Annotated in this window: 33 protein-coding genes; 15 read left to right on the forward strand and 18 right to left on the reverse strand. The window is 64.4% G+C overall.

Going from position 1 to position 24,931, the window contains the following annotated elements; all coding sequences use genetic code 11:
- Positions 1-20: 20 nt before the first annotated feature.
- From IFT90_RS15505 to ykgO, 3 genes are all read right to left on the reverse strand, one after another.
- A complete protein-coding gene (locus tag IFT90_RS15505; RefSeq protein WP_371812343.1) occupies positions 21-350 on the reverse strand; it encodes an ArsR/SmtB family transcription factor in 330 nt (109 codons plus the stop codon).
- A gap of 67 nt (positions 351-417) precedes the next feature.
- Positions 418-573 carry a zinc transporter permease gene (locus tag IFT90_RS15510; RefSeq protein WP_192043113.1) on the reverse strand — a complete coding sequence of 52 codons (156 nt, stop codon included), beginning with the start codon at positions 571-573 and terminating at the stop codon, positions 418-420.
- 142 nt (positions 574-715) lie between these two features.
- Positions 716-838 carry a type B 50S ribosomal protein L36 gene (ykgO, locus tag IFT90_RS15515; protein WP_192043114.1) on the reverse strand — a complete coding sequence of 41 codons (123 nt, stop codon included), beginning with the start codon at positions 836-838 and terminating at the stop codon, positions 716-718.
- Positions 839-885: 47 nt separating this feature from the next.
- Between ykgO and IFT90_RS15520 the strand changes: the two genes are divergently transcribed.
- Positions 886-1,923, forward strand: a complete 1,038-nt coding sequence (locus tag IFT90_RS15520; RefSeq protein WP_192043115.1) for a GTP-binding protein — start codon at positions 886-888, stop codon at positions 1,921-1,923.
- Positions 1,924-1,991: 68 nt separating this feature from the next.
- Here the strand turns inward: IFT90_RS15520 and IFT90_RS15525 are convergent, their stop codons facing one another.
- Positions 1,992-2,555, reverse strand: a complete 564-nt coding sequence (locus IFT90_RS15525; RefSeq protein WP_192043116.1) for a hypothetical protein — start codon at positions 2,553-2,555, stop codon at positions 1,992-1,994.
- A gap of 127 nt (positions 2,556-2,682) precedes the next feature.
- On the reverse strand, positions 2,683-4,200 hold the full coding sequence (locus IFT90_RS15530; RefSeq protein WP_192043117.1) for a hypothetical protein: 1,518 nt from the start codon (positions 4,198-4,200) through the stop codon (positions 2,683-2,685).
- Between the two features lie 236 nt (positions 4,201-4,436).
- On the opposite strand from IFT90_RS15530, the gene IFT90_RS15535 reads away from it, so the two are divergent.
- Complete coding sequence (locus tag IFT90_RS15535; protein ID WP_192043118.1) at positions 4,437-4,886, forward strand: hypothetical protein; 450 nt, start codon at positions 4,437-4,439, stop codon at positions 4,884-4,886.
- 7 nt (positions 4,887-4,893) lie between these two features.
- Here IFT90_RS15535 and IFT90_RS15540 read toward each other — a convergent pair whose 3' ends face one another.
- Positions 4,894-5,628, reverse strand: a complete 735-nt coding sequence (locus IFT90_RS15540) for an NYN domain-containing protein (protein WP_192043119.1) — start codon at positions 5,626-5,628, stop codon at positions 4,894-4,896.
- 115 nt (positions 5,629-5,743) lie between these two features.
- On the opposite strand from IFT90_RS15540, the gene IFT90_RS15545 reads away from it, so the two are divergent.
- The 4 genes from IFT90_RS15545 to IFT90_RS15560 all read left to right on the forward strand — a co-directional run bounded on the left by IFT90_RS15545 (position 5,744) and on the right by IFT90_RS15560 (position 7,654).
- Positions 5,744-6,127: a hypothetical protein gene (locus IFT90_RS15545; RefSeq protein ID WP_192043120.1), complete on the forward strand. Its 384-nt coding sequence runs from the start codon at positions 5,744-5,746 to the stop codon at positions 6,125-6,127.
- A 110-nt stretch (positions 6,128-6,237) separates the two neighbouring features.
- On the forward strand, positions 6,238-6,492 hold the full coding sequence (locus IFT90_RS15550; RefSeq protein ID WP_192043121.1) for a cold-shock protein: 255 nt from the start codon (positions 6,238-6,240) through the stop codon (positions 6,490-6,492).
- Between the two features lie 196 nt (positions 6,493-6,688).
- Positions 6,689-7,255 (forward strand): TlpA disulfide reductase family protein, encoded by a 567-nt coding sequence (locus IFT90_RS15555; protein ID WP_244645014.1) that lies wholly within the window; start codon positions 6,689-6,691, stop codon positions 7,253-7,255.
- Positions 7,256-7,285: 30 nt separating this feature from the next.
- Positions 7,286-7,654, forward strand: a complete 369-nt coding sequence (locus IFT90_RS15560; RefSeq protein WP_192043123.1) for a hypothetical protein — start codon at positions 7,286-7,288, stop codon at positions 7,652-7,654.
- Positions 7,655-7,784: 130 nt separating this feature from the next.
- Here the strand turns inward: IFT90_RS15560 and IFT90_RS15565 are convergent, their stop codons facing one another.
- The 3 genes from IFT90_RS15565 to sigK all read right to left on the reverse strand — a co-directional run bounded on the left by IFT90_RS15565 (position 7,785) and on the right by sigK (position 9,987).
- The gene (locus IFT90_RS15565) at positions 7,785-8,270 is read right to left on the reverse strand and encodes an RNA polymerase sigma factor (protein WP_192043124.1); all 486 of its coding nucleotides are present in this window, start codon (positions 8,268-8,270) and stop codon (positions 7,785-7,787) included.
- A gap of 53 nt (positions 8,271-8,323) precedes the next feature.
- Positions 8,324-8,896 carry a hypothetical protein gene (locus IFT90_RS15570; RefSeq protein ID WP_192043125.1) on the reverse strand — a complete coding sequence of 191 codons (573 nt, stop codon included), beginning with the start codon at positions 8,894-8,896 and terminating at the stop codon, positions 8,324-8,326.
- Between the two features lie 515 nt (positions 8,897-9,411).
- Positions 9,412-9,987, reverse strand: coding sequence for an ECF RNA polymerase sigma factor SigK (sigK, locus tag IFT90_RS15575; protein ID WP_371812345.1), 576 nt, complete (start codon positions 9,985-9,987; stop codon positions 9,412-9,414).
- Between the two features lie 406 nt (positions 9,988-10,393).
- Here sigK and IFT90_RS15580 point away from each other — a divergent pair, with 406 nt between their 5' ends.
- The 3 genes from IFT90_RS15580 (at position 10,394) to IFT90_RS15590 (ending at position 12,176) form a co-directional block, all read left to right on the forward strand.
- Entirely contained in the window at positions 10,394-10,681 is a 288-nt protein-coding gene (locus IFT90_RS15580; protein ID WP_192043126.1) for a hypothetical protein, read from the forward strand.
- Between the two features lie 429 nt (positions 10,682-11,110).
- Complete coding sequence (locus tag IFT90_RS16715) at positions 11,111-11,365, forward strand: hypothetical protein (protein ID WP_207106326.1); 255 nt, start codon at positions 11,111-11,113, stop codon at positions 11,363-11,365.
- A 442-nt stretch (positions 11,366-11,807) separates the two neighbouring features.
- Positions 11,808-12,176 (forward strand): hypothetical protein, encoded by a 369-nt coding sequence (locus IFT90_RS15590; RefSeq protein WP_192043128.1) that lies wholly within the window; start codon positions 11,808-11,810, stop codon positions 12,174-12,176.
- Between the two features lie 37 nt (positions 12,177-12,213).
- Here the strand turns inward: IFT90_RS15590 and IFT90_RS15595 are convergent, their stop codons facing one another.
- Both IFT90_RS15595 and IFT90_RS15600 read right to left on the reverse strand, forming a co-directional pair.
- A complete protein-coding gene (locus tag IFT90_RS15595) occupies positions 12,214-13,092 on the reverse strand; it encodes an endonuclease/exonuclease/phosphatase family protein (protein ID WP_371812357.1) in 879 nt (292 codons plus the stop codon).
- Positions 13,093-13,766: 674 nt separating this feature from the next.
- Complete coding sequence (locus IFT90_RS15600; protein ID WP_192043130.1) at positions 13,767-14,291, reverse strand: AAA family ATPase; 525 nt, start codon at positions 14,289-14,291, stop codon at positions 13,767-13,769.
- A gap of 179 nt (positions 14,292-14,470) precedes the next feature.
- Here IFT90_RS15600 and IFT90_RS15605 point away from each other — a divergent pair, with 179 nt between their 5' ends.
- Both IFT90_RS15605 and IFT90_RS15610 read left to right on the forward strand, forming a co-directional pair.
- A complete protein-coding gene (locus IFT90_RS15605; protein ID WP_192043131.1) occupies positions 14,471-15,028 on the forward strand; it encodes a GNAT family N-acetyltransferase in 558 nt (185 codons plus the stop codon).
- 251 nt (positions 15,029-15,279) lie between these two features.
- Positions 15,280-15,798, forward strand: a complete 519-nt coding sequence (locus IFT90_RS15610; RefSeq protein ID WP_192043132.1) for a hypothetical protein — start codon at positions 15,280-15,282, stop codon at positions 15,796-15,798.
- A gap of 187 nt (positions 15,799-15,985) precedes the next feature.
- Here IFT90_RS15610 and IFT90_RS15615 read toward each other — a convergent pair whose 3' ends face one another.
- Positions 15,986-16,408, reverse strand: a complete 423-nt coding sequence (locus IFT90_RS15615; RefSeq protein ID WP_192043133.1) for a hypothetical protein — start codon at positions 16,406-16,408, stop codon at positions 15,986-15,988.
- A 158-nt stretch (positions 16,409-16,566) separates the two neighbouring features.
- Here IFT90_RS15615 and IFT90_RS15620 point away from each other — a divergent pair, with 158 nt between their 5' ends.
- Both IFT90_RS15620 and IFT90_RS15625 read left to right on the forward strand, forming a co-directional pair.
- On the forward strand, positions 16,567-17,376 hold the full coding sequence (locus IFT90_RS15620; protein WP_371812346.1) for a GH25 family lysozyme: 810 nt from the start codon (positions 16,567-16,569) through the stop codon (positions 17,374-17,376).
- 1,316 nt (positions 17,377-18,692) lie between these two features.
- Positions 18,693-19,160 (forward strand): hypothetical protein, encoded by a 468-nt coding sequence (locus tag IFT90_RS15625; RefSeq protein ID WP_192043134.1) that lies wholly within the window; start codon positions 18,693-18,695, stop codon positions 19,158-19,160.
- Between the two features lie 254 nt (positions 19,161-19,414).
- Here IFT90_RS15625 and IFT90_RS15630 read toward each other — a convergent pair whose 3' ends face one another.
- Both IFT90_RS15630 and IFT90_RS15635 read right to left on the reverse strand, forming a co-directional pair.
- Entirely contained in the window at positions 19,415-19,864 is a 450-nt protein-coding gene (locus tag IFT90_RS15630; protein ID WP_207106327.1) for a hypothetical protein, read from the reverse strand.
- A gap of 344 nt (positions 19,865-20,208) precedes the next feature.
- Positions 20,209-20,778, reverse strand: a complete 570-nt coding sequence (locus IFT90_RS15635; protein ID WP_192043136.1) for a recombinase family protein — start codon at positions 20,776-20,778, stop codon at positions 20,209-20,211.
- 515 nt (positions 20,779-21,293) lie between these two features.
- Here IFT90_RS15635 and IFT90_RS15640 point away from each other — a divergent pair.
- Both IFT90_RS15640 and IFT90_RS15645 read left to right on the forward strand, forming a co-directional pair.
- A complete protein-coding gene (locus IFT90_RS15640) occupies positions 21,294-21,953 on the forward strand; it encodes a hypothetical protein (RefSeq protein WP_192043137.1) in 660 nt (219 codons plus the stop codon).
- A 47-nt stretch (positions 21,954-22,000) separates the two neighbouring features.
- Entirely contained in the window at positions 22,001-22,384 is a 384-nt protein-coding gene (locus IFT90_RS15645; protein WP_192043138.1) for a hypothetical protein, read from the forward strand.
- Positions 22,385-22,851: 467 nt separating this feature from the next.
- On the opposite strand, the gene IFT90_RS15650 is transcribed toward IFT90_RS15645, so the two are convergent.
- The 4 genes from IFT90_RS15650 to IFT90_RS15665 all read right to left on the reverse strand — a co-directional run bounded on the left by IFT90_RS15650 (position 22,852) and on the right by IFT90_RS15665 (position 24,919).
- Positions 22,852-23,190: a DUF2274 domain-containing protein gene (locus IFT90_RS15650; RefSeq protein ID WP_192043139.1), complete on the reverse strand. Its 339-nt coding sequence runs from the start codon at positions 23,188-23,190 to the stop codon at positions 22,852-22,854.
- A 128-nt stretch (positions 23,191-23,318) separates the two neighbouring features.
- On the reverse strand, positions 23,319-23,483 hold the full coding sequence (locus tag IFT90_RS15655; RefSeq protein WP_192043140.1) for a hypothetical protein: 165 nt from the start codon (positions 23,481-23,483) through the stop codon (positions 23,319-23,321).
- A gap of 39 nt (positions 23,484-23,522) precedes the next feature.
- Positions 23,523-24,005: a hypothetical protein gene (locus IFT90_RS15660; RefSeq protein ID WP_192043141.1), complete on the reverse strand. Its 483-nt coding sequence runs from the start codon at positions 24,003-24,005 to the stop codon at positions 23,523-23,525.
- Positions 24,002-24,919, reverse strand: coding sequence for a ParA family protein (locus IFT90_RS15665; protein ID WP_192043142.1), 918 nt, complete (start codon positions 24,917-24,919; stop codon positions 24,002-24,004). Before IFT90_RS15665 ends, IFT90_RS15660 begins: the two co-directional genes overlap by 4 nt.
- Positions 24,920-24,931 lie beyond the last annotated feature (12 nt).

The raw sequence follows: 24,931 nt of genomic DNA on the forward strand, positions 1-24,931 counted from the left end.
GCGTAGCGATCAGCGATCCCCTACCGGGCGCGTACCTCGAGTCTTGGAGTCTCGCTCACGTGTTCTACCGCGTCATCGACAATATGGGAGACGTGTCGGTCGGCGACCGAGTAGATCGCTTCCCTGCCTACGCGGTTGACCTCGACCAGACCGGCAGCTCGGAGGACGCGCAGGTGCTGCGACACGAGCGGCTGCGCCAGGCCCGACGCCTCGACGAGGGCAGTCACGCCCGCATCGCCATGACCGAGATGGCGGAGGAGTCGGAGTCTCGACGCCGATGAGAGAGCCTTGAACAGCTCCGCTGCGGACTCGAGGGAATTGGTGCTCATGAGCGTCACATTAGCGTCCATGAATGCGACGAGGGCCCCATCAGTTGGTGGGGCCCTCGGTCATGCGGCGCCAGTCAGCGCCAGAAGTTCAGTGCTCGTCGTAGTGGTCGCCGTGCTGGGCGTGCTTGTGGTCACCGTGGACGTAGTCGACATGGTCATCGTGCGTCACGGTCTCATGACCGCACGCCGTGCCGTGCTCGTGCTCGGTGACGGTGTGCTCTGCGTGGACTTCGGTGTCAGCCATGGGTGGCGCCTTTCTCATCGGGTGAATGAGTCCAGCAAAGCAGACGCATGCACCTATGGCAATGTATTGATCTAGATGATGATGAGAACCGGAACCAATGCCACGGCCCGGCGGCCGCAGAACGCGCCAACAGTGACGGTCGTCAGCCTTGACGGGCTTTCCAGCGCGGGTCCTTCTTGTTGATGACGAAGACCCGGCCGCGCCGGCGCACGACCTGCGATCCGGGGATGGCCCTCAGTGCCTTGAGCGAATTGCGGACCTTCATGACGCCTCCGATTGTTAGTGAGAACAGTTATCAACTAGCGTAGCGGCATGGCTACCCGACCCGCTTACTCATCCACCTCGCGACACCCGGGCATCGTCCTCGTGGGCGGGCAGGACGCAGCCGAGATCGAACGGATCGCGCAGGTGCTAAACCGTGATGCGAGTCAACTCGTCACGGTCGGCCCCGACGTGCAGGAGGGAGCCGACGTCGTCCATCAGCTCTCCCTCGACCTGGCGAGATCCGGTGACCGCGTCGACGTCGTCGCCGCCCTCGCCCCGGGCACCCCGTTGCGGGCATTGGCGCTGTTGCTCGGCGCGCTCGTGGACTCCGACCTGGGCAGGCCGAGCGGAGAGTGCCTGCTGCAGCACGTCGTGGCCGGGGTGAGCGCGACCGATCTCGCCGATCTGGCCTTGCGCGGTGTGGACGACAGGTTCTTCGCCGCGGAACACGTCATCGACCTCGTCGAGCACGCCACCGTCGTCGTGCTCACTGACACTGCAGCGGTGCCCCCACAGGACCTTCAGCTCCTCGAACGGCTGCTCGCCCGGCTCGCACCCGAGACCTCCGTCTGCAAGGCCGAAGAACTCACCTGTGACTCGCTGTCACCACGAGGAGGCGCAGCGCAGCTCGGCGGCGCCGCCGGCTGGATGCAGGCCCTCTCGGAGCACACCCCCGACCACCACGATGACGGGACGATCACCACCTTCGTCTACCGGAACGAGCGCCCCTTCCATCCGGAGCGTCTCGCGGCGGTCGTGGAGCGCACCTTCGCCCCAGGAGCCGTCGGCACGGTGCTCCGGTCACGCGGCTTTACACAGTTCGCCACCCGTAGCGATCGGGTCGGCTCCTGGTCGAGCGTCGGACAGATGCTGAGCCTGGACCCCACGTCACTCCCGTCGTGGCACCCCGACTCACCTCACGGGCAACAGATCGCCTTCTTCGGCCTCGACCTCGACGCCGCCGCCATCCGCCGAGACCTCGACACCTGCCTCCTCACCAACGACGAGCTGCTCAGCGACCCCGCCTCGTGGCGCGACTTGCTCGACCCCTTCCCCGTCTGGGACGGCCACCGACACACCCACTAGCGCCGTCCGTAAGCCGATCCCCTATCGGGCGCGTAGCCCCATTGCTGGACTGTCTGACAGCTACCGCGCTAGTAGACGGTCGCTATCGGGCCGGTAAGCGGGCTGAAGGAAGGACGCGGCAGCTTCGCCCACCGCACGACGCGACGGACTTCCGTGATGACCGTGATTTCTCCGAAGTCGATCCGCCGGCGGGCGATCCAGTCTCGCTCGTCGACAACCAGCGTGGTTCGGAAAGCAGGATCCTCGACATGCTCGAACGTCACGAGCAACGAGTGCTCCCCGATCCGCTGCACTAGCACCGGAGCGAAACTCTCCCTTTCGCGCCCCCACCAGCGCATGCACTCAGGCACGGCCATGGAGATAGCCGACGGCAACGACCGCTCGAAGGAAAACTCGACCGGCGCATCCACGCCGTGAAGCACGCCATCCTCGAACCACTGCTCGAAGCCGCCTTCACTCTGCATAGACCATGAGCAGCTCGCCTCGTCCAGGGCGAACGCGAACTGCCAGATGCTGCCACCACGCTCTTGATGCACGCCCCGGACTTCTATGGGGCCCCGCCACCGTGGGTTGGCCAGTTCCTGGGCCAGAGCGAGCCCTTCCGTGAGCGTGAGGACTTGATCGAGTCGCATCTCACCACGCTGACACATGCAGCAGCGAGCGTGGCAGCGACCGAGCATTTCTCCCGGTTCACAAACCGACCCGATCACCGATCGTCGAATGCGACACGTTGCGACGCCCTCGCACGAGCGATAGCGGTCAGGCCGAGCCTCCTTGAAGGGTGGCTGGGTCTGCTTGGACGACTCCTGGTGCCATCCATATCCCGTGGAAGTTGCCGCTGTTCATCGGCATGCCGAAGTTCACGATCTCCTCCTGCTCACCGCTCCTCGGGTCCACCGCCAGCACCGACACCCTCCGCTTTTCACGCACGTAGGCGAGGAGGCGCGTGTCGTCGAGCCATCCGAGGTACTCGATGGCTTGTGTGCGGTGTTCAGGCAGGACGGTGATGGGTCGAGTGTCTTGCTGCAACGTGTCGCAGACACACATGTCTTGCTCTAGGTGACGACCTTGCTGCGTGCGTTCGACGAGCAGCTTGATGCCGCTGGGGCTGAAGGAGCCTGATCCGCGAAGTTCGAGTCCGTAGTGGCTGAGCCCGGAGAACGGCTTGCCGCTAAGGTCCACGACGTCGAGCTGGCTGAACGGATTCGATCTCGATCGGAAAGCCATGGCCGCCCACCGTCGATCTGGCGAGAACTGGATGGGACTGCCCGTGTAGTTCAGACCCAACGTGACCGCGAACTGCGGCTCGAGCTCGCGGATCTCTCCGTCGCGCTCGAGGGTGACTGCGGCGGTGGCGTGGTACGTCTCCAGCTGTGTGTAGTGCACTCTCGCCTGCAGCCCCGGGCCTCCGTGGTGCACCTGGGTCTTGGCGGGGAAGTCGGGCTCGACGGCGACCTCGCCAGACACCAGGTCGAGACATCGACGCTCGGTGGGGACGCGCTCCATGCCACGAGGAGACGCGACGTAGCGCACGTGCCTGCCATCTGGGGACAGAAGCCACTCGCGGCAATTCCGGCCGTCACCGAACGGGTCGTCAAGGCGCACAAGTCCCTTCCCCGGGTCCCACACCCAGACGCCGTCCATGCCGGACATCATCCAGGGCACGGGACCCCCAGGGCGGCCCGTCCTGGTGCGCTGTCTCGCGACGGTGGCCCGGCGGGTAGGCGTGTCCTGGACGGAAAGCAGTGCCCGCTTCCGGGCTCTGGTCTTGGTGGGGGCGCCCGCAGCCGGCGTCGCACCCGGGGAGATCTCCAGGGGTGCGGCCTCGTATTCCGGCAGGGCCATCAGCAGATCTGCGGTCAGGGTCGCCGGGTCCCAACGCGGGTCGGCGGTGACGATCCCAAGGCGGAGGGCGTGGCAGTACATGGCCGCGTCGACGGCGGTGATGGTGTCGGAAGCTTCGTCGTCGAGGGAGTGGTAGAGGTAGTGGTCGATCGCCTTGAGGATCTCCACGGCCGACCACTCCTGGCGCTCGGGATCGGTGTGCTCGTAGGGCTCGTGCTCGTCGTCCCAGTCGTGGCGCTCGTCGAACACGGCCTCGTTCTGGGCGACGAGCATCGCGCCCACCCCCGCGGCGTTCTCGGCGCCCACCTGCTGCTCGACGATCTCGCCCTGCAGGTCGTGGTGTCCCCACCGAAGGGGCCCGCCGAAGCGTGCCTGCTGGCCGGCCCAGACGAGTACGCGGATGTGCTCGTGGTGGATCAACGACTTGCTCATGCTCGGTCCTCTCGATCGACCGCGCCCAGCATGCAAGGCGAGGCGTCAGCACAGCCACCCCCCATCAGGGCCAGCAGAAGGTCGGCCGCACAACGATCCCCTATCGGGTACCCACTGAAGCTCTCATCCCGCAAACCATCGTCTCGGCACCTCACCTGTGCGGGCAATCGAGATGCAAGCTCAAGATTTGGGCGGCACAGCCAAGCAGCCCTGGCCCTTCCGGCTAGGGTCGCGCCATGGATCAACTTCCTCGTCTAGACGACGTATGGGCCGCTCGCGATTACCCCGTGCTCATGGCGGTCGCGAAAATGCTGGAGGAGCAGGACGTGCTCCAGTCCCAAGAAATAGCCACGTCCAGCGGCCAATCTCAGCGTGAAGTCGTTCTCGCGCTGACGAACTTAGGTCACCGACACCTCGTTGTTAAGGACGCAAGCGGCTTCAACGAGCGGGACAACTATGTCGTCGGCATCCGCCCAGAAGGACTTGAAGCGGTAGGCCAGTGGCCGAGTTCCGATGTCGCGGCGGATCGTCTGATTGCGGCCCTGGATGCCCTCGTAGACACCTCGCCCATTGACTCTCCAAAGCAAAACCGACTCGTCGCGATCCGCGACGGGTTCGCGACAGCCGGTCGCGACGTGCTGGTCGACGTCGCAGCAGCCGTCATCTCCGGCCGCATCCCTACGTGAGCGCTCCCTACTGAGAACCGGCGACGGTGCGGACCCGGTGGCCTGTCGCCATCGGCTCGACCGTGAACTGCCCTGTCGCGCGGACGAGTTCTGAGAGCTTGGCGTAGCCCCAGTTGCGCGAGTCGAACTCCGGCTGCCATTTGCGTAAGAGTTGCCCGACCGAGGCAAGGTTTGCCCAGCCGTCCTCGGAGGAAGCCGTGCTCACGCTGCTCCGCAGTCCCTCGATGAGACGCTCGTCATCTTGCGGCGACGACACCGCCGCGCGCTCGAGCGTGGGCGCTGTGGGGGCCGCCTCACCGGTGGTGACTCCGAGAACGTCGAGGTAGGTGAACTGGTCGCAGGCGTTGCGGAACGATGTGGGCGTCTTCCGCTCTCCGAACCCGTAAACGGTGATGCCCTCTTCGCGGATGCGGGAGGCAAGTCGGGTGAAGTCGCTATCTGACGACACGATGCAAAACCCCTGGAACCGGCCCGTGTAAAGCAGGTCCATGGCCTCGATGATGAGTGCGCTGTCTGTCGAGTTCTTGCCCTTGGTGTGGGCGAACTGCTGCATGGGCTGAATGACGTGCTCGCTGGCCGCCGTTTTCCAGCTGCCGAGCTGCGCGGTCGTCCAGTCGCCGTAGACCCTCTTCACGGACGCGGTCCCGAATCGGGCAACTTCCGCGAGGACGGCCCCGATCCGTGACGGAGGAACGTTGTCTGCGTCGACGAGGACGGCGAGCAGGTCGCTGGGCGCGTTCATGCTCAGAGCCTGCCACCCTAGGACGCACCCTGGCGGCTTGTAGAGCTGTTGTCGGCCGACTGCTCCTACCCGAAGTATGAGCCGGCCGACTCATGGAATCGGCGAGGATGTGTCCATGACCTGGGCTGATGATCGACCCGAGAACAAGCGAGCAACACGAATCTTCTGGTTTGTTTTGCTGGGGATCGTGATCGCCATCGCGGCCGTGACGGTCCAAGTTGTCAGCGACTCAGGCACGAAGGACGAGGCCTCGTCGTGCGTCACCGCGTTTGAGGAAGCAGCCGACATCCCGGCCGGGGACAATGCCAACGGTCCACTTCTGCGGACAGCCCGGGAATGCACCTCAGTGGATGAGTGGACACGCGCCTTCCAGGACAACCCCGCTGCCTTCGGCCTTGCGGACTACCCCGGTGCGGCCGATCTGGGCCTTTACTTGGGCACCGTGTGCGACGGACAAAGCACCACGCTCTGCCAGGAGGCCGCCCGAAAAGGACTGTAGGTACCGCCCGATTGCCCGGTCTGCGATCGGCTATCGGACACCGCTCTTTACCGAGAGTCACGGCAAAGGATCGGTCGCGTTCCCAGCTGGCAATGCCCCAGAATCGCTACATGGATGACGCTGCACCTTTAGGACAGTTCCAGGGCGAGTATCAAGCGGGCACCGTGAGATGGTTCAACCGTGAGCTGGGGTGGGGATTTATCGTCGCTGACGGCAACGGCCAGGAGCTCTTTGCCGACAAGCTCTTCACTTTGCCAAAGCGCACACTGCTGCACACCGGGCAGCGCGTGAGCTTCCGCGTGCACACCTTCAGAACCGGCCCGGCAGCCGTCGACATTGTTCCCGCTCCCCGAAGCGAGACGTAGGCGGCGGAGGACTGCCCGACCGACGAGTCAAGTCGCACGGTAACCCCGCCCGACCGCCTATCTTGCCCGCGGGTCGGCAATCGAATTGGCGGAGTCGTGGGCGCTGCATCCCCAGCGCACGATGTTCACGCTCGGGTTGGCCGAGTTATCCTCACGCGTGCGAACACGTCGACTTCTGACTTCCTCGGCCCTCCTCTTGGCTACCAGCGCAGCCGTGGCGGGGTGCACCTCATCGTCGGGGATCGAACAGCAGTGGGGTGATGGCAAGGGATACATCTCCGCCAACCAGCTCGTGACCGAAATCGCCCCCGAGGACCGCGGCGACCCGATCGAGTTCGACTCGGAACTCAGTGACGGCACGAAGATCACGGCGACTGACTACCAGGGCAAGGTCGCCGTCCTCAACTTCTGGTTCGCAGGGTGCGTCCCGTGCCGAATGGAAGCGACCGACCTCCAAGCGGTGAGCGAGGAAGTAGCCGACGATGCTGCTTTCCTGGGCGTCAACGTCAAAGACCAGCCCGACACTGCCAACGCATTCACGCGACGATTCACCGTCACGTACCCGACCGCCATCGACGCGAAGACGGGAAGCATCCAGCTCGCATTCGCCGGCAAGACGGCCCCCAATGCGACCCCGGCGACCTTCGTCTTAGACCCCGAGGGACGTGTCAGCGCTCGAGTCCTCGGGTCCGTCGACCCATCGATCCTGCGAGCACTCGTCAAGACCGCGGCCGCGACGCCCGAGCCGTCGCATGGCGGCTGACCCCGCTTCCGGGGCTGCTAGCTTTCGACCGTGACGACCACCCCGGTATGGCCTGGCCAAGCGAACGAACCGCGCGACGACCCACAGGCTGGCAGCCCCTTCGCGGTCGCGTCGAGCATCGTGACGCTCGTCGCTCTCGTCACCTACGCCGGTCTCTACGCCGCGATGTGGGCCCCGGTCGCTCTCTGGCACAACGAAGGCTGGCTGTTCCTGTACCCGATCTTCCTCGCGGCCTGGGTGCCCGTCGGCATCCTCTCCGCCACGTCCATCGGCCTCTCGATCGCCGGTTCGATACGACACGAAGCACGACGATCTCTGGCAGTCGTGAGCCTAGGCGTGGCTGCGCTATTGCTCACTGCCTCTCTGCCGGCCCTCTGGTTCGGGCCTGGTCCGCTCTAAGCACGGCAGATCGACCCGCGGCGCGCAGCATCTACGGTCCGAGCCCGAACACGTGCTCATTGGTGTCTCGTCAGACGTTCCTCTATCGGGCGGTAGCAGGGCCCTTGGCCGGATAATCTGTGGGTCGGAATCAGACGTCATCGCTCTGATCGTCGATGGCTTGACGAAGAGACATGCGCGCGCGCGAGTAACGGCTCCGAATTGTTCCCGGTCTCCTATCCAAGATGGTCGCGACTTCGGCAAGGGAGAAGCACTCCCAGTGCACGAGGCGGATGATCTCTTGATCGAGGTGGCTCAGCTTGAGCAACAGAGCTCGCAGCTCCTCACCATCGCTTACAGGTTGAGCAACAGGACCGCGCACTTCGATCTCCTGCCGGAGCCGGTCGGCGAGGGCGACACGACGGGCACCGGCGCGTCGGTACGTGGAGAGAACCCGGCGAGCGATGCCGAACATCCACAAGCGGGCCTCGAGCGGCTCACCGGGTAGCTGATCGACGCGGCGCCAAACGACCAGCTGCGTCTCCCCGAGCAGGTCGGCTGCGTCCTCAGCCGAGCTGACCCTGCGCAAAAAGTAACCGAGCAGATCTCTCGACGTCGCCTCGATCACTGCCGTCACGCGTGCTTGCCTGTCTTCGGTCTGTCTCGTTGAGGCGGCACTCCGTCCGAGGGTCACTCGGTGACCCCGCACGTCAGGGAGACGCCGCCGTATCGGGCAGAGCCCACGAGTTGGGGATCGAGTGTCGAGCGGATGCCCGTGTCGAGGGTCGTCACGACACTCTGGTTGAGGTCGGTCTCGCCCCGGTCACTTTGCACGAGAGCTGTGAGCCGGGATTCGAGCAATGACCAGTCGCTGCCCTCGACAACTTCTTCCACCAGGTCCTGGGCTGCCGTACCGCCTGAGACGTCGAAGCGCACTTCGGCCAGGCACCCGGTCGGTGCGCTGTCACCGTTGTCGATGAACGGATCACCGGGGAGAGCGAAGACGATCGTGGCGTGAGCTTCGTAGTCCGGCTGCAGACTTTCGACGAGGGCGCCACCTCCAAGGAGCAGCGATCCTCCCAGTACCACCGCGAGCAGCGGCCGTCCTGGTTGACGGAGCCCTGCCGTTCTGCGTGGCGCTTCCCTCGCCTCGGTGCGTGCAGCGGCAGACATCGGGGCAATGAGGGCCAGGAGGTGCGGATCGTTCTCGGCAGTCGCCGGGCGGCTTCTGCTCAGGATCTCGTCGAGGTTCGCGTTCGTCATGAAAGGGCCACCGTTCTGGAAATGAGGCGTTTGCAAAAGACATGGCCGGCCACCTCCGGAGCGTTGCATCTCGCGGACCACAAGTCTGTGAGTTACGGCTCAGTTGAGGGGCCACCAGGGGAGGTCAGCCACTCCCCCACAGCTACAAGGCTCCGGCCGTCTCGAGAAGTCAGTCCGAAGCTGATCTCGGTGAAGGATCCCCTATCGGACGATTGAGGGGTGGGTTTTGACGAGTCATTCCATCGCCACTGTGCAGCTGCGCACTGGACAGGGAAGACCCCATCCATCCATGAGATACACCTGGCTTCAGAGGTATAGGCGTCCTGGAACGACCACACGCCCCCGCATGGGCGGGGGCGAGTAAGGGCAATCGTTAGCGATACGGATCAGGAGCACGCCTTCGACGCCCCAACCGGGGAACCGCCCTCGGCCCATTCAGGTTATGACGCCTAACAAAATCAGCCAAGGCTGCCCCTTACGAAACAAGTGGAGGGACACCAAATTGGCTCAGGGGATCATGCGGCGCTGACGTGTTTCCGGAGGGCGATGAGAGCGTCCCGGATGCGGGTCTTCATCGTCCCGATCGGGACACCGGCACGGATTGCTGCCTCGGACTGGGTAAACCCGCCGTAGTACGTCAGCTCGAGCGCCTCGCGGTGCACCTTGGTGAGGTCCCCCATGGCCCGCGCGACGCGGTGGTGCTCGACCAGAACCTCAGCCTTCTCGGCGACGTCGTCCCGACTTGATTCATGGTCACGGATGCCGACGACGGTGTCGCGGTCCCGACTGGCCTGGGAAGACCGGACACGGTCGATGGCGCGACGGCGTGCCCGCATTAGCAGCCACGCCAGTGCTGTGCCTTTGGCAGGGTCGAACTGGGGCGCTTCCTGCCAGGCCGCGAAGAACACCTCTTGCGTGACCTCCTCGGACTGCGCCGGATCGACCAGGATGCGCCGCACGAGCCCGAGGACCCGAGACGCGGTGCCGTCGTAGAAAGCAGCAAAAGCCCGCTCGTTGCCCTCAGCGACGAGGGCGAGGAGCTCGTCGACGGATCGCTCCGTATCGGCTGGCAGCGCAGGTGCAAGAGACACGGGAAGCTATCCGATCGGAAGGGGTACAAGTGGGATGCTCCCCCGAGCATCCGGCCACTGTATGCGGCTGCATCCTGTTTGGCACCCCCAGTCCGGGACACCCGCGAGCGGCCCTCGTCATCTGGCAACTGAGTGATCTGGTGCGCCCCCCTGTGGCGTGCTCTTCGGCAGCGGGAAGCGCACCGGCCTCCGCCTCGGAATGACGTCCTACCGAGCCTTGGCCTGACCTAGAGCAGGTGTCGTGACCTTCTCGTCTCCGCTGTCTGTCGGTCCACGCGAGCGGTGCGGACGTCGACCCGCGTGATTGCCTCGTGGAACAGGTCAGGGTGAAGCCTGTCAAGGGGCCACCTACCCTTGTGCCGGGCGCCTAGCGTTGCGCATCTGGCCCCCGACACCAGAAGGACCCATGAACCGCCTACTGCTCAACATCGCCTGCGAGGACTTCACCCTCGCTCCCGACACCGATGACGTCCAAGTCATGACGAACATCGAGGCAGCCGTCCGCGCCGGCGGCGCGTTCGTCGACATCCGTCTCGCGGACAGCACCCACACCGCCGTCCTGATCTCGCCCGGCCTTCCCGTCACGCTCACCCGAGCGGTGTCCGACGTCGCAGGCCTGGTCCCTGATAGACACCTTGAACTCGACATCGGCGCCTACGACGACTCGGACTTCTCGGCCACGCACTGCCCCTGACTTCCCCCGCCCGGACAGCGGCCGCGTCGTCGGGCTGCTGAGGCCTTCCCCCTTCGGAAGGCCCTCAGCCCGGCCTCAGCGGCTTCCCATCCCAAGTGGGCAGCTGGTCGGACCGGTCCGAAGCCCGAACAGGCTCCGCCACGAGGGAACACGATGCTTAGTTTCTCTCGGGCTGGGCGGTGCCGGCAGGCAGCACCATTGCTGCCTGTCGGAACCGTCCAAAAACCTAACGACACGAGACGCCTAGCCCAAGGGGCTTGACCTCACCCCCCAGCACCGGGGTACCGTCCGCGCACTGAACCGTCGGCCCGCCGGTTCGACACGCCAGATAGGCCGAGACCGCCAGGAAGTCCCTTTCCGGGGCACCATGGCCACGTACGCTGGAGTGTGGCTTTCCAAGCGAGGTGGACGACGAGGGGCACCTCCTACGTGGCGCAGACCCACGACGGGTTCCTTCTCTGGGGATCGGCACCCACCTCTGAACCCGCCCCTCTTCCCGTCGTGCGCGTCGAACCCTCGACGTTCCACGTCGTGTCACACCGCCACGAGCACGGTGAACGCATCATCAACGCCACCGTGTCCGGCAAGGCCGTCACCGTCGTCATCCCCCTCGACGTCCTCGCCGTCCTCGAAGACGAGTGGAGCCACGTCAACACCACACGCACGACCGGCAGAAACGTCTAACGATCGCCCAAGACCACCCTGGTTCGCTCGAGGATCCCCTATCGAGACAGGGTCAAAGCCGCTACCGAACGTTTGAGTAAACGAGCAGGACGAGAGACACGCTGAACGCAGCGATGGAGACGTACAGGTAGACGCGTCTCGAGCTTTCAGCGTTCGCATTCCTCGAGCGCTCGCGCAGCCCCAGGTACACCGCGAGACCCATCATCCCGAGCACAAGGCCGGCCCCGGGAAGGAAGCTCAAGAGGAATTCCATAGGCCCTCACTATGCCGCGTGACTCTCCAAGAACCGAAGATCCGACAGNAAACCGACACAACGACCCCGAGCCATCTCAACCTGCCGACACCTCTCATGCGCTCAGGCTAGTGACAGGACCTCGCGCCAGTGACCGATCGTCTATCGGGCACTTCCTACCCAGGCTCGTCTTGTGCGCTACAAATAGGCATGCCGATCCAGCCCGCCCAGCACACCGCCGACATCTCAACGGGTCTCCCCCCGGACATGGCCGCCAGACGGCTAGTTGAGCTGCTTCGCGATGTGGCGCAGAAGCCTGTAGTACAGGCGCACGAAGGCAGCGTTAACCTCGGATCTCGAACTGCCTACCGGCTTCTAGGTGGGCTGCTTCAGGCGGGAAAGAAGCGCATCCCCATGGTCGTCACGTGGTCCATCGCTTCTGAAGGAGCGGGCAGCTCAGTGCGCCTGAAGATGACGAGCGACGAGGGCAGCTACCTGGTCGCAACCAGGGCGCACTACGCCGTCTATCAAGAGCGCTTCACCAGGCTCGAGCACGACATCAAGGCGAGCCTCACCTAGGCCCCTTGTACGGCAGCCGATCCCCTATTGAGACGGGTTACGAGCTGTTCGGATTGAGCACGGTGACGATGGGGCGGTGGTCTGAGCCTCGGGTGGCCTGAGAGTCGAGCACCGCAAAGGCGACAGGCTCCCAACCTGGGCCGAAAAAGGTGTGGTCGATCGGGGCGCCCAGAGACGCTGGCAGAGCGGAGGGCCAGGTGCCTGTCGATTCAAGGCCCAGAGCAGAGGCCGCATCCTGACACGGGCCGAGCTGGTCGCCGCCGAGATTTGCCAGGGTGGCGTTGAAGTCACCGACGGCGACGATGTTCCGTCGGTCCGCGCACTGTTGCCGCGCCCAATCGACGTGGCTCTGCCAGATGCTTGAGTCGACCAATGAAGGACGCTGCAAATGCGCCACGAGCAAGGCGGGGGCGCGGGGATTGTCTGAGGTCGCGACGAACCCAGCCCATGCCGGTGTCGTTTCTTGGTCGGCAAGCGAATATGTGCCGAGATGCTTCGAGATCAGCAACGTCGCCGAGGATGAATCGGTCCCGATGATCTGCATGTCGTGCTCTTGGGCGAGCCCGGCGAGAGTTCCATCGGCCACGGCCGTGAAGTACTCAGGCAGAGCAACGACGTTCGCTTGCTCGGTTTCGATCAACGCGCCCAACTGCTCGGTTGAGACGTCTTGTTGGTTGGTGTTCCACGACAGGATTCGTAGCTGCCCCGCCGACGAGGATGCGCTGGGAACCGTTGTCGAGGGTGCCGGCCTTCCCGCCGTCAAAACGATTCCGAGGCCAGCACTAACGACGAGGACAACTAGTCCTGCGGACGTGGCGAGTCGGAGGCGGCCCCTGATCGCCGCGATGACCACCGCCATGGAAACGAGGGCCACCCCGAAGAACGCAAGCTGCGGGAATGCTGCCGCGACGAACACCAACGGTGCCGCAGACGCGGTCCGCGTCGCCAAGAACACCGCAGCCGTAGCTCCGGCAGCAGCCACCACCATCACCCACACCAAGACTCGCCGCACATCGCCCCCGTCGTCATCGACAGCTTCCCAGACGCCACGCGTCAAGCAGAAGCGACATGTGCCCGCCTATCGATCCCTTTTGCGACATTGACGACGGTCGAGGTATTCAGCGGAGCAGACGCAGCCAGACAACGCCCAGAGGCTCGGACGAGGGTCAGGTTGCGAACACGGAGCGAGTTCCACTACTTACGAGGGATGCCACCACACCGCCGGCTGCATATCGTGGGTTGAGTGTTTTGGTTGCTCGTGCTCGGTCCAAGCCTGTTGACGAGTGTGGCCCTCGTGATCGCACGCTGGACACCTCGTGGCGGCCGACGCTCCCTGCACCAGCTGAGCGGGTACGCAATGGTTTTCTGGGGCGGCCTTGCCGCGCTCTGTGTCGTGGCGCTCGCTCTCGACTTGCAGTTCCCAGAGGACGTGACCTGGTGGGCGTTCTTCGGGTTCGTACCAAACGTGGCTGGTGCCTTCGTGGCCTTCATGGCCTTCACAGCCACTCCACCACCCCTCTCTGCGCCCGAATCGCCACAGGACTGAGCACGGCAGCGAACCGGTAGCCGATCGTCTAACGGGCACCTCGGTCACGACGTCGGGATTGCTGCCACGATCTGTTCCGCCGCCTCCCGCGGGGTGCATTTCGACGTCTCGATGACGTGGGCATCATCGTGCAGCCATGTCCCCGCGGCCTCCTCGTAGGGGGCGAGATGAGCGAATCTGAACATCGACGGCCCAAGCACGGGATCGTTCTGGATGCGATCCCGGAGAGTGGCCTGGTCGGCGTGCAGGACGAAATGATGCACGGGAATCTGGTGCTCAGCCAGGCCAGCTCGAATCTCGTTCCAGTAGCTCTCGACGAGGACGGTCATCGGCATCACGAGGGTGCCGCCGGTGAAGGCGAGAAGACGACGTGCAGTCTCGACGACAAGAGGGCGCCAGGGGTCCCAGTGCTGGAAGTTGTCCGTGGCCGGCAATCCCGGTTTCACATCCATCAGGACCTCTCCGACCTTTTCCGCGTCGAGTATGCGTGAGTCCGGCAGCAGCGCCTGCACGTGCTGACTAGTAGTCGTCTTTCCGACTCCGTGGGTGCCGTTCAGCCAGATGATCATGGCGCGAACTTATCGGGCACTTGTGGAATGAGCTCCGTCGTCTCACCTCGTCGCAAACCCTCGGTACTCGCAGACCGATCCCTTACCGGGCGCCTCCACCCGGGTTCGAGCACCAGACTTCACCGGTCACTCGAACCACCGCTGTCGACGCAGACACAAAGCTCGGGAGAATGGCGGACATGACCCACTCGATCCAGGCGACGCTGACGGAGCGCTTGACGCTTTCCCGCCCGACCGAGCGAGATCTCCCGGAACTCCATGCCCTCCACGCCGACCCCGAGGTCTGGAAGCACCTCCCGTCCGCACGTCACACCGAGCTGGCGGACACTCGCGAACTGGTCGATCGGTACCTGGCGGGATGGGAGGTGAACGGCGTCGATGTCTGGGTCGCGCGGGACACGGCAACGGGTGCGTTGGCCGGCATGGGCGGCCCCAGCCTTCGCGGGGGCCTTGCGTGGAACATCTACTACCGGCTGGCACCATCAGCGTGGGGACGGGGCTACGCGCAGGAGATCGTCGCGGCGGCCCGCGAGGCAGTGTCCGCGACAGGGCGAGACCTGCCGCTGGTCGCGTCCCTTCTCGAGCACAACGAGGGATCGCGTCGTGCGGCTCAGCGAGCCGGCCTCGAACTCGTGTGGCGCGGCCCGGACGCGGGCAATCCCGATCCGGATGCGGTACGGCTCCTTTTTGCCGACCGCCCGCTCAGCGAGGACGCACTCCGTCTCTTCGCCTCCTAGACCAGAGCCAACAGATTGCCACCACGGACCAGCCGTCAGGCAGGAACACCCTCGTCGCGCCGCTCCCAGTAACGGATCGCCTGACGGGACGTTGAGTTCAAACGTTGGCGTGGGTGTAGGTCGATAACGTGCAACCCGGCCGTGAGAGCTGCCTGTGGAGCTTTCCCATCACGGCGGTGTGGCACCCTTCTTGAATGCGTCAGTCTCGTCTTCGCGCCCGTCTCCGATCCACGGCCGCAGATCAACTGCTGGTGCTTAGACGCCGTTCGGAGCTCGGCGCACGGTACAGCGGTTACGTCCTAGCCGTCGGCTCGAAGTGGGTCCTCCTGGCGAGGACTGCCGATGGTGGATTCTTCGACGGTCACATCGCGTTCCGGCTCACCGACCTGCACGACGTGCGGAACGACACGTCGTTCGAGTCGCGAGCGGCGCAGCTGCGCCCAGAGTGGCCACCGCGGATTCCTGAAGGGCTGCTCAACGTCGACCTTGATCGGACTCGGAACGTGCTCAAAGCGTTCGGCGCCGACGGCTCCATCATCGCGGTGCAGAAAGACCGCCGCCCCGACCTGATGTGGGTCGGCGTCGTCGACGAGATCCGCCGCCACTGGGTGTACTTGCAGGAAGTCCGCCCCACCGGCGACTGGAAGGACCAGCCACTTGGTTACCGGCTACGACGCATCGCAGTCATCGAGCGAAACGGGCAGTACCTTCGCGGGCTCGCAGACGTCGCCGGCAGCAGACCGCCGGCGACCGGCATGAGCAAGGAATGAGACAAGAACGGTGGGGCGCCCGCAAGGACCGGCCTACGCGCTGGTGCGAACCTAAAGGGGACGTAGCCAACACCGGTCAACGATCCCCTAGTGGGACAGGTTGGTCACACTGGAGGGGACGATACGAACGCTAAGCCAGCCCGTTCAAGCCGTGCTTCCGTCACGAGGCGACTGGCGAACTGTGTAGTCAGCGGGGCGACACGAGGAGGTGGCCGCGGAGCAGCGTGCTGCCATCCGGCACGGTCGGATTCTCTACGGCCGACCACGAAGCTGACGGCCCTCCGCTCATCGAGATCGTGAGCGTGTCGCCATCCCCCGGGCTGCAGCCAGACATCATCTCGTTGGGACCGCCCTCGACAACCTTCGTGAGGACGCAGAACTCGCCATCCGCGTTCCGCGCCGCCCAAAACTGCGAGCCCTCAGCCTCACCGAGGTACCGCGCCGACTCCGGGTCGAGATCCTCGAGCACCACACTCTCAACTTGGGGCAGCGCGTCCGAACTGACCTGTTCCTCAGCAAAGACGTCATCCGCTGTAGCGAAGGAGCAGCCCGCTAGCGCCCCGGCCCCCAGAAGCACTATCGCCAACCGTGCCCACTTCCCCGTGTTCATGGCCTCATCCTGGCCGAGCAATGAACCCAGCGCCAGGGCAGCCCACTACTCGCCTCAAGAATCGACGTCGCAACCGTCGCGGCGAAGGATCGTCTATCGGGACAGGTAGCGGGTCCAAGGATGTGCCCGCTCGCGCTGCACCCGTAGCCTCGTGTCCTGTGGAGCCCGACGCGAACGAACCCAACGAGAACAGAGACGAAGCCTTAACCAGAGCACGCGCGCTTCCTCGACCGCGTCGGCAGCCCCGCGTTGTGCTCGCGGCCGCCGGGGTGGCCCTCGCCATGCTCGTCGTCGCCGCGCTCCTCTTCACGGGCACGCTCTGGCCCACCCGCACAGCGGCCCTCCGGTACCCGGTGCAGGGCGTCGACGTGTCCGCCTACCAGGGCACGATCGACTGGGATGTCCTGGCGGAGGAGGACATCGACTTCGCGTGGATCAAGGCGACAGAAGGCTCGAGCTACCAAGACCCCCGATTCGACGACAACTGGGCCGAAGCCCACGACACCGACCTACTCGTCGGCGCATACCACTTCCTCAGCGTCGACAGCCCGGGAACCGACCAAGCAGCCAACGTCATAGACACCGTCTCCCGGAACCGGGGCGACCTGCCCGTCGTGGTCGACGTCGAGTGCTACGCAGAGTACTGCGACACCCCTCCCCCGGCAGCCACAGTCCGGGAGGTGCTCGAGCCGCTCCTGCTCGCCATCGAACAGCACTACGGCCGACCGGCCGTGCTCTACGCGACCCGTGACTGGTACGAGCGATATCTCGCCGGGAGCTACCCTGACAACCCCATCTGGTTTCGGTCGGTCGCGACCGCCCCGCATCTCGCCGATGACCGCGACTGGACTTTCTGGCAGTGGTCCGCGCGCGAGCAGCTCGACGGGTACGACGGCGACGAAGAGTTCATCGACATGAACGCTTTTCGAGGCAACCGAGAAGAACTGGAGTCGTTGCTGCTGCCTTAATACCCCGCCGTCGCGGCCGCGCTGATGCCCGCAGCAGGATCGGCTACTGGGACGCGGCGGACCCGGTTGTAAGGACATCCGGCGAACACACATTTGGCGCTATCAGCCACATCAGCGCCTCAGCAAAAGACGGGACGACGATGTCTTGATGATCCGCTACGCGCGAGACGAGGAACTCACGCCCCGTTCGCACCACTAGACCGACCTGGTTCCGACCCGTCGCTCCTGAACCAAACACAGCCCATGTCCCAGGCGATAGCCGCACAAAGGGAACATGATCGGTCGTCACGTCGGCGATCCTAGGGCGCAAAAGTGCACTATTTCGCCGCAGAAGCAGCATCCGACCAGCGAACCAGCGAAAGCGGCCGGCTGACGCCCCGTCCAAGGATCCCCAAGCGGGCGTTGCGCTTTAGGGCTGTGCAATCATCGGTTCGACATGAGCGAAACGAGAGCCAGACAATCACGCTCTCGTCCGAGGGCGCAACAGCTTCCGCTGGAACGAACGACATCCGGCGCGATGGCGGCCGTATGGTCTGGCCGCGTCCTCATCGCATTGACCATCGTGGTCGTGGTCCTCACGCGCTGGGCTCACTCGTGGTGGGAACGCTCGGGATGGGACGCCAGCGGATACCCCCGACACTGGCTTCCGATCATCATGCTGATACTCGTCTTCGCGGTCAGCGTCAGCGCTCTCTGGCTGTGCGGACTCGCGGCCTCTCCGTGGGCGGCACGGCGTGACGGCCAGTCTCTGCTCGTGACTACCGTGATGGGGCGGCGGCGACTCGTGGTGGAAACCTGCCGCGCCCTTCCATTCCGTGTCATCGGCATACCGGCAACCGTGCACGGCGCCGTAGTTCTCGGTTCCCCCGGCATGATCGTGATTCTCGTCGAAGGCATACCAAACGGCGGCCGAACACGCATTGCGGGACTACTCGATCGAACGCCACGCAGTGGTGCGGGACGAATCCTGATCGAGCACCTCATCGGGCTCCTAGGCCTTGTCGTCGTCGCAGTCGTTGCCCTCGCTGTAATTGCTCTTGCGCTCTGGGCATCGGGCACAGCATCTCGAGGCGCCTGAACCCCGCGCATTCGAGCCCAAGTCAACAACCGACTCCCGCAGCCCCGCAGACGATCCCCTGTCGGACACTTTCGGGAGACAGCTGGCGCCACGCCAAGGAGCACGCGATGACCAACCTTCCAATATGCTCACTCTCGATCTGGGTCACATCGCCTACGACTAGACATCAAGACGGCATGATGGGCTGCCGAGGGCCGAGCTGGAGGAAGACGTGGGCCGGGCACTGCGACCTCTATTAATGCGACACGCGATCTGGGGCGGGGTCCTGGCGGGATGCGGTTCCGCCGTCGTCATCGCTCTCGTCCTCATGGGTGGGCCCGCTGCTCTTCTTCCCCCGGCAGACCCAAGCAGTGCCAGCTACTACTCCTACACGCTGTGGTCGGCCGCCTTCTTCATGGCCTGTTTTGCTGTGGCCGGGAGCGTGGTGGGCATTATCTCGTCGCTTCTGGCGTGGGGTGTCGCCCGTTGCGTGACCCCCCACCGGTCAGAGTCGTGGACCCGGGCGGTCGTCGTCATCGTGGCTGCCAGCGTCCTCGGAGCCGCGTCGGCTGTGGCCGTGCTGGTGGCGTTCGATCTCGATCCATCGGTCGGAGCCCTGTGGGCGACCTGTGTATCCGTAGGTGCGGCCGCGGGAGCGTTGGGCGCGAGCTGGGCGTTGTGGATGTCGCAGGGTAAGGGTGCGTCGTTCGTCTCGACATCGACGTGACCACACTCGGAGGCGTCAACTACCCGGTCTTCGCGAGGCGCCGTAGTCAATGTCAAAGTTCCCGAAGAACGATCCCCATCGGGCGCTAAACCGCCCCTAAGTTCTCGATCCAAGCTTGAGCATCATCCTTTGGCCAGACCGCCGCATCAATCGTCAGTGGGCAAGATGAACGTGGCCGTGCGGGCCATCGATCGGCGTGCACATGGCCGTCTCGGTGACGTTCCGTGTCAGGTCGATAACGGACTCAGACTTCACTAGTGCCTCCTCGACCGTCGAACTTGCGCTGCCGCGAGCTCCTGAACCTCCCGCTCGACGGCACTGGCGTCCGGCGTGACCAGAACACGTCCATCCTCGTCTTGCGATCTGAGCAAGTGACGGAGATGGACGACGACCCGCAGCAGCTGGGCCTCGGTGTCGAGCGACACCTCTAGGTTTCGCGTCCCCAGTGCGAACGACGGACTCTGCAGTTGGATCATCTTGACGGCTGTGCTCATGAAAGTAGGGTTGTACCAGTTCAAGAAGCCCTCATACGGAACGATTCGAACCTCGCGGAGGACGGCGTAGGGAACAGTCCTGGTAGAGAACCAGTCGGTCACGAGCAAGCCGTCCTCGCGGGCGACGATCCCGACACGCATCGATCGTAGGGCCACGACCACAGGGATCAGGGCCACGCCGAGGGGAGGCAAAAGATCGCGCAGGGTCACTTTCGATTCACCATCGGCCCCCAGGATGCCCAGGATGCACGAAGCGACGATGATCAGCGCAGAGATGGAGGCCAAAGCGCGCGAGGGGTACCCGACCCGCCTCAAGGGCCCTGAGAGGGCAGGATTCGCTTTAGACATGCGTACGATCGCCTCCCTCGTTTGTAGTTTCGGCCCGGTGCCATGACTGTGGGGCGGTGCGTGTATCCAGTCGCCCCGGCCGTGCCCGCAACACTTGCGCCATGCGGCCATGAGCGTCCTTTCCATTTGGCCTGAAACTACCTCACGACCTCAGCTACAGGTTGTTTCGTCAACGACTCCGTGACCGCCTCGGCACCGGTTGCCTGTCACGCTTGTTCCCCGCGCTGGACGGCTCGGTAGACCGTTGAGCGGGCCACGCCGAAGAGCTCAGCGATCTCGCTCGTGGTGTGGGCGCCCGTGCGGTGCAACTGCACCAAGTGCTTCTCCTGCGAGGCGGTGAGCTTGGGCTTGCGGCCGCGGAGCTTGCCGGCAGCCTTGGCGATCGCCATGCCCTCGCGCGTGCGGGCACGGATCAAATCGGCCTCGAACTCGGCCACCATGCCGAGGACGTTGAACAGGAGCCGGCCGACGGGATCGGTGGGGTCGTAGACCGCTCCCCCGAGGTTCAGAGCGACACCCTTCTTCGTCAGCTCGTCGGCAATGTCCGTCGCGTCTCGCAGCGATCGGGCGAGACGGTCGAGCTTGGTGACGACCAGGACGTCGCCGGCACGGCACGCGGCCAGTGCTTCGCGGAGGCCGGGCCGGGCTCGAGTCGTGCCCGAGAGCCCGTGGTCAACATGGACGTGTTGATCGTCAACACCGAGCGCTGCGAGACCGTCGCGCTGTGCTGCGAGATCCTGTCCGGACGTTGATACGCGGGCGTAGCCGATGAGCATCCGACGACTGTAGCGTTCAGACCCCCGTCACCGGGCATTTTTGCGGGACAGGCATACGCGAATCCGCAGGCCAGGCGCCACTTGACCTCAGCCGGCCAAACACGGTCGCGAAGAGTGTCCCGATGAACGACCGGCTATCGGGCACCGCTGCGAAGGCCGCGGGTGTTTGCAGCCACTTCTCTATCCATACGGCGCAAAATCGTGGATAGACGTACCCCAACGCCGGACTTTCTTGAGCCGAGAGGGAAGGCATCGGGGTGGTCCAGATAGGTCAATCGCACCTGTAGATCAGGCCCGGCAGGAGCGGACATTCGTCGCAATTCCAGCTAACTCCACACGCCCGCAAGCTCAGACCTCGGGTCACATTGAGCTAAAGGTCAGATACCCGACAGCGACTCGCGAATCTTCAACAACAGACCCATCTGTACCCCTACCCCCGTTTGGGGGCTGCGGACAAAGGATGCGCGCTGGGACTGTTCTCCTGCGCCACGGAGCGCCACGTCAAAGGGGTAAACATGAATGCACGTCGGCGCCTAGCGCTTGTCGTTTCCATCGCTGCGGTCGCCGGGTCCTGCCTGGCCGGCACACCCGCCCTGGCGGCCACACCGAGCACTGCCTCGAGCGCCCAAGCAGCCCAGGGCACCTTCGGCACCATGGGCACAGACGCGGTCGAAGGCACCGAAGGAGTCGAGGTGGTGGACGGAGTCGATATGACGGAAACCACCCAGGGAACCGAAGCGGTCTCCACTCCAGACGGATTCGTTTATCCGACCTACACGCGCACAGTCCAGGGCAAGCTCAAGGTGTCAACGAAGTACATCAACCGAAGCAACAAGCTGGGCGGCTGCACGGTCGCAAATACAGGTGCATCGTGCTCGGTCACGAAAACGACGACCGCCTCGGTCGACGTCCAACTGGCTCTGAGCGCAACTCGCGGTCTCGTCACCGGCTCGCTCGGCATCACCAACTCGACCACGGTCGGGACGAGCGTCGCCTGCAACTCGCCTGCCCTGAAGGCCGGCCAGTCGTGGGCGGCCTATCCCATCGGGGACCGCTATTCCTACAAAATCAACCAGATCACTAAGGTGAGCGGCAAAGTGACCAGCAATACCACGAGTGCAACCTTGTACGCCTTCAAGCCGAGGGCCAACGACGTCTACTGCACGATCCTCTAGACAGAAAGTCAGCACCCGACTTGTTCCGAACCACCCTGGCACCGCTGGTGATCGCGCTCGTCGCGGTCACCAGCGGTTGCTCATCTCCTGCAAGCCCAGAGCCGACACCAACTCCCACTGGCGCACCCCTGACCAGCTACGTCGGCCTCACGTTCGACTCAGTGACATCGAAACTTCGCCCCGACACGACGGTCGTTGTTCAGGACCTGTCTGTGCTCGTGGGGAAAGACCCGACTTACACCCAAATTGCTTTCGGGAGTCCCGAATGGGACGTCGTAGCAATCTGCGCCGATCAGGAGATGTTGGAGGAGGCGTCGTCGGTGGAGGTAGCAATTGTGCCCGTCGCTGACGCCTCCCCTAGCTTCCTCAACGGGGTGCGAGAGGGAGAACAGAAGAGCACGGTGACCTGTGAGGGCCGGCCCTATCGCTGATTTGAGGCTACGAGCCAGCGGCAGCCCTGCCGGGGTAGGGCGGGCGACGGTCTACCGGGCGCTCGAGCGGCACCCGGCAGCCACCGATTCGGCCGTGACGCTCCCCCGCGCCGACGTCTGATCTCGCAGCCGCACTCCAAGAACGAGGGCCGGCGAGCCCGTACTGTGCTGGCCATGACTCCGCTGGCCGAAAGTGCCTATATCCACCGCGACGTGCCGATCAATTCATCCGGCGGAGGCGGTGCATGGCTGTTGACTCTCGCACCAGAAACCGGCGAATCCACCACTGTCATCCTGCCGACCCGCGATCTCCACCACGACCCCGTCCCAGAAGCAGACGAGCACTTGAGAGCCGAGGGCTACCGGTCCGTCGCGTGGCACTCGAGCGGCCCAGAGCGCTGGGCTACGGACCTTGAGGCAAGAGACGGCCAGTAGTGTAAGTCCGTAGTTACTGAACTACGGACGATCTAGTCGTCGAGCCGCGCGCGGACGCGGCGGGCGATGGCCCCCTGCAGCTCGTCGTTCTCCAGCAGCTCTGCAACGAGGGCGCGAGTGACGTGCACGTGCGCGACGCGGACGCGGCCCTGAGTCTCTGCGAGGCCTGCGGCGTAGTCGATGAGGCCTCGGTAAGCCTGGGGCGACAGGTCGGCGGTGATGCGTACGGGCTTGGCTCGAATGACGTTCGGCCGGGGTGCTGGCGTCGCCTCGGCGGCGGGCGCTCCGGGCTGCCTCTGCTCGGGCGTCGTCGACGCGGCTCTTTGCGTTGCGCGGGCAGCTCGTGCTCGCAGCTCCTCCGCTTTGGTCATCGTCCTGCTCCCAACGTCTCGATCTCGTCGGCGGCGTCGGCGTACTTGCCGAGTTCGGTGACCGGGCCACCGAAGGCCTGGGCGATGGGCTCTCGCCGAGGAATGGTCGTCGACAGGACCGTGAGGCCCTAGTCGGTCATTAGCTCGCGGAGCATTGGCGTGTTGTTGGCGTTGGTGACGGTGCGGTTCATCAGCACGGCGGCAACCAGTGGCGTAGCGCGCAGCGGCTCCACGTCGTCGATCACGGCCCCTACCTCGAGCAGGCGCTTGTACTCGCCCATGGTGGGGGCCATGGAGACGATCGCAACGTCGGCGATGCGGAGAGATGTGGTTCAACCGGAAAGCGGCCGGCCCGGTGACAGAGGACTGGGGTCCGGGGCGTAGGGCTCCCCGGCGTTAAATTGGGCCTCACGCTTTTCGAGCTCGGCGACAATGGCCTTCTCGACGAAATCTGACCAACTGCGGTCCCGCGACGCGTAACTCGTTGCTCGATAGGCAGCACGCGCACGCGCATAGTGCCGCGAAGCGATGTACACAGTCATGCGTTTGGTTTCCGAGTCGACCGAGGGCTCGGGCGCTTTACGGGCCACGCGAGGCTTCCCGGCGGTTTTGCTTGTCTGCGTTCCCGTTGTCGGCGAACCTTTTTCCACTACTTTCTGCGCCTGATCTTCAGGCGGTGACTCTGGCGCTTTCGGAAGCTCAGGTAGCCCTTCTTCGACGGCAGGACGATTGCGCCGGAGGAGGCGGCTCAGATCCTGTGTTGAGCTCCGAGGCTGTAAGCCGCCGATCTGGCGGGTGTTGTCACTATCAGTCATGATTTGCCCCTCTCCTCTGCTGTAACGATGCGGGCAACGACCTCCTGAGCCACGGCCTGGAGATCATCTGCAACCGACGTCGCCGAACGTGGCGAGTGGCTAGGCGCTTGCGCGTCTCCTCTTCGAATCTCGTACCACTTCGGGCCCTTACGAATGTCGTCGTCCAATTCATGGACGAGGAGACCTCGCTCGCGGGTGGCTTGAGCGGTGGCCTCGCTATGACGCACTGTTGCTGTGAGGACAACGTCACGATCCGCGTTGAAGAGCTCTGCGACATTCTGGCGCGCCTCGCGCTCGACAGCCTTTGCGGCTTTTCCGACATCAACCAAAACCACGCCTAGTAGGTCCAGCGAGGGATTCACGCTCAGGACAGCGTCCAGACGAGCGGCCACTGCCGAGAGTCCCTTGCGACTGCTGCGATCGCTTTTCACGGGCACAAGTGCCCAACGAGCCGCTGCAACTGCGGCCGTCTGCAGCGTCTCATCACCGGGAGGGCAATCGAGAAGAATCATGTCGTAGTCGTTTGCGATTGGCGACAGGAGGCTAGCCAATGCCAACTTCGCTCCCTCGGGGTCCTTGTTTGCTCGGGCGGCTAGGCCAGCTGTGGCTTGATCAAGCGCGGAGCCGCCGGCGAACACGTCGAGGTTGGCCCGGATGCTTCTGAGGGGTGCCGCATCGCCTCCGAACATGAGCGCCTGCGCTAGCGACCTACCTTGGTCATCCTGGGTCGAGTCGGTGTAACCGAGATCCTCAGCGAGGTTGCCTTGAGGATCGAGATCCACGAGCAGAACGCGATAGCCACTAGCAGCAAGCATGCCTCCGACGTTTGCGGTCAACGTCGTCTTGAGCACTCCCCCTTTGCCGTTGATCACAGCAATAACTCGGTCGAGGTTCGTTCGTTCTACGACTGCCATCTTTCACCCTTC

The sequence above is a fragment of the Frigoribacterium sp. CFBP 8766 genome (assembly GCF_014841435.1).
In the GTDB taxonomy this organism is placed as follows: domain Bacteria; phylum Actinomycetota; class Actinomycetes; order Actinomycetales; family Microbacteriaceae; genus Frigoribacterium.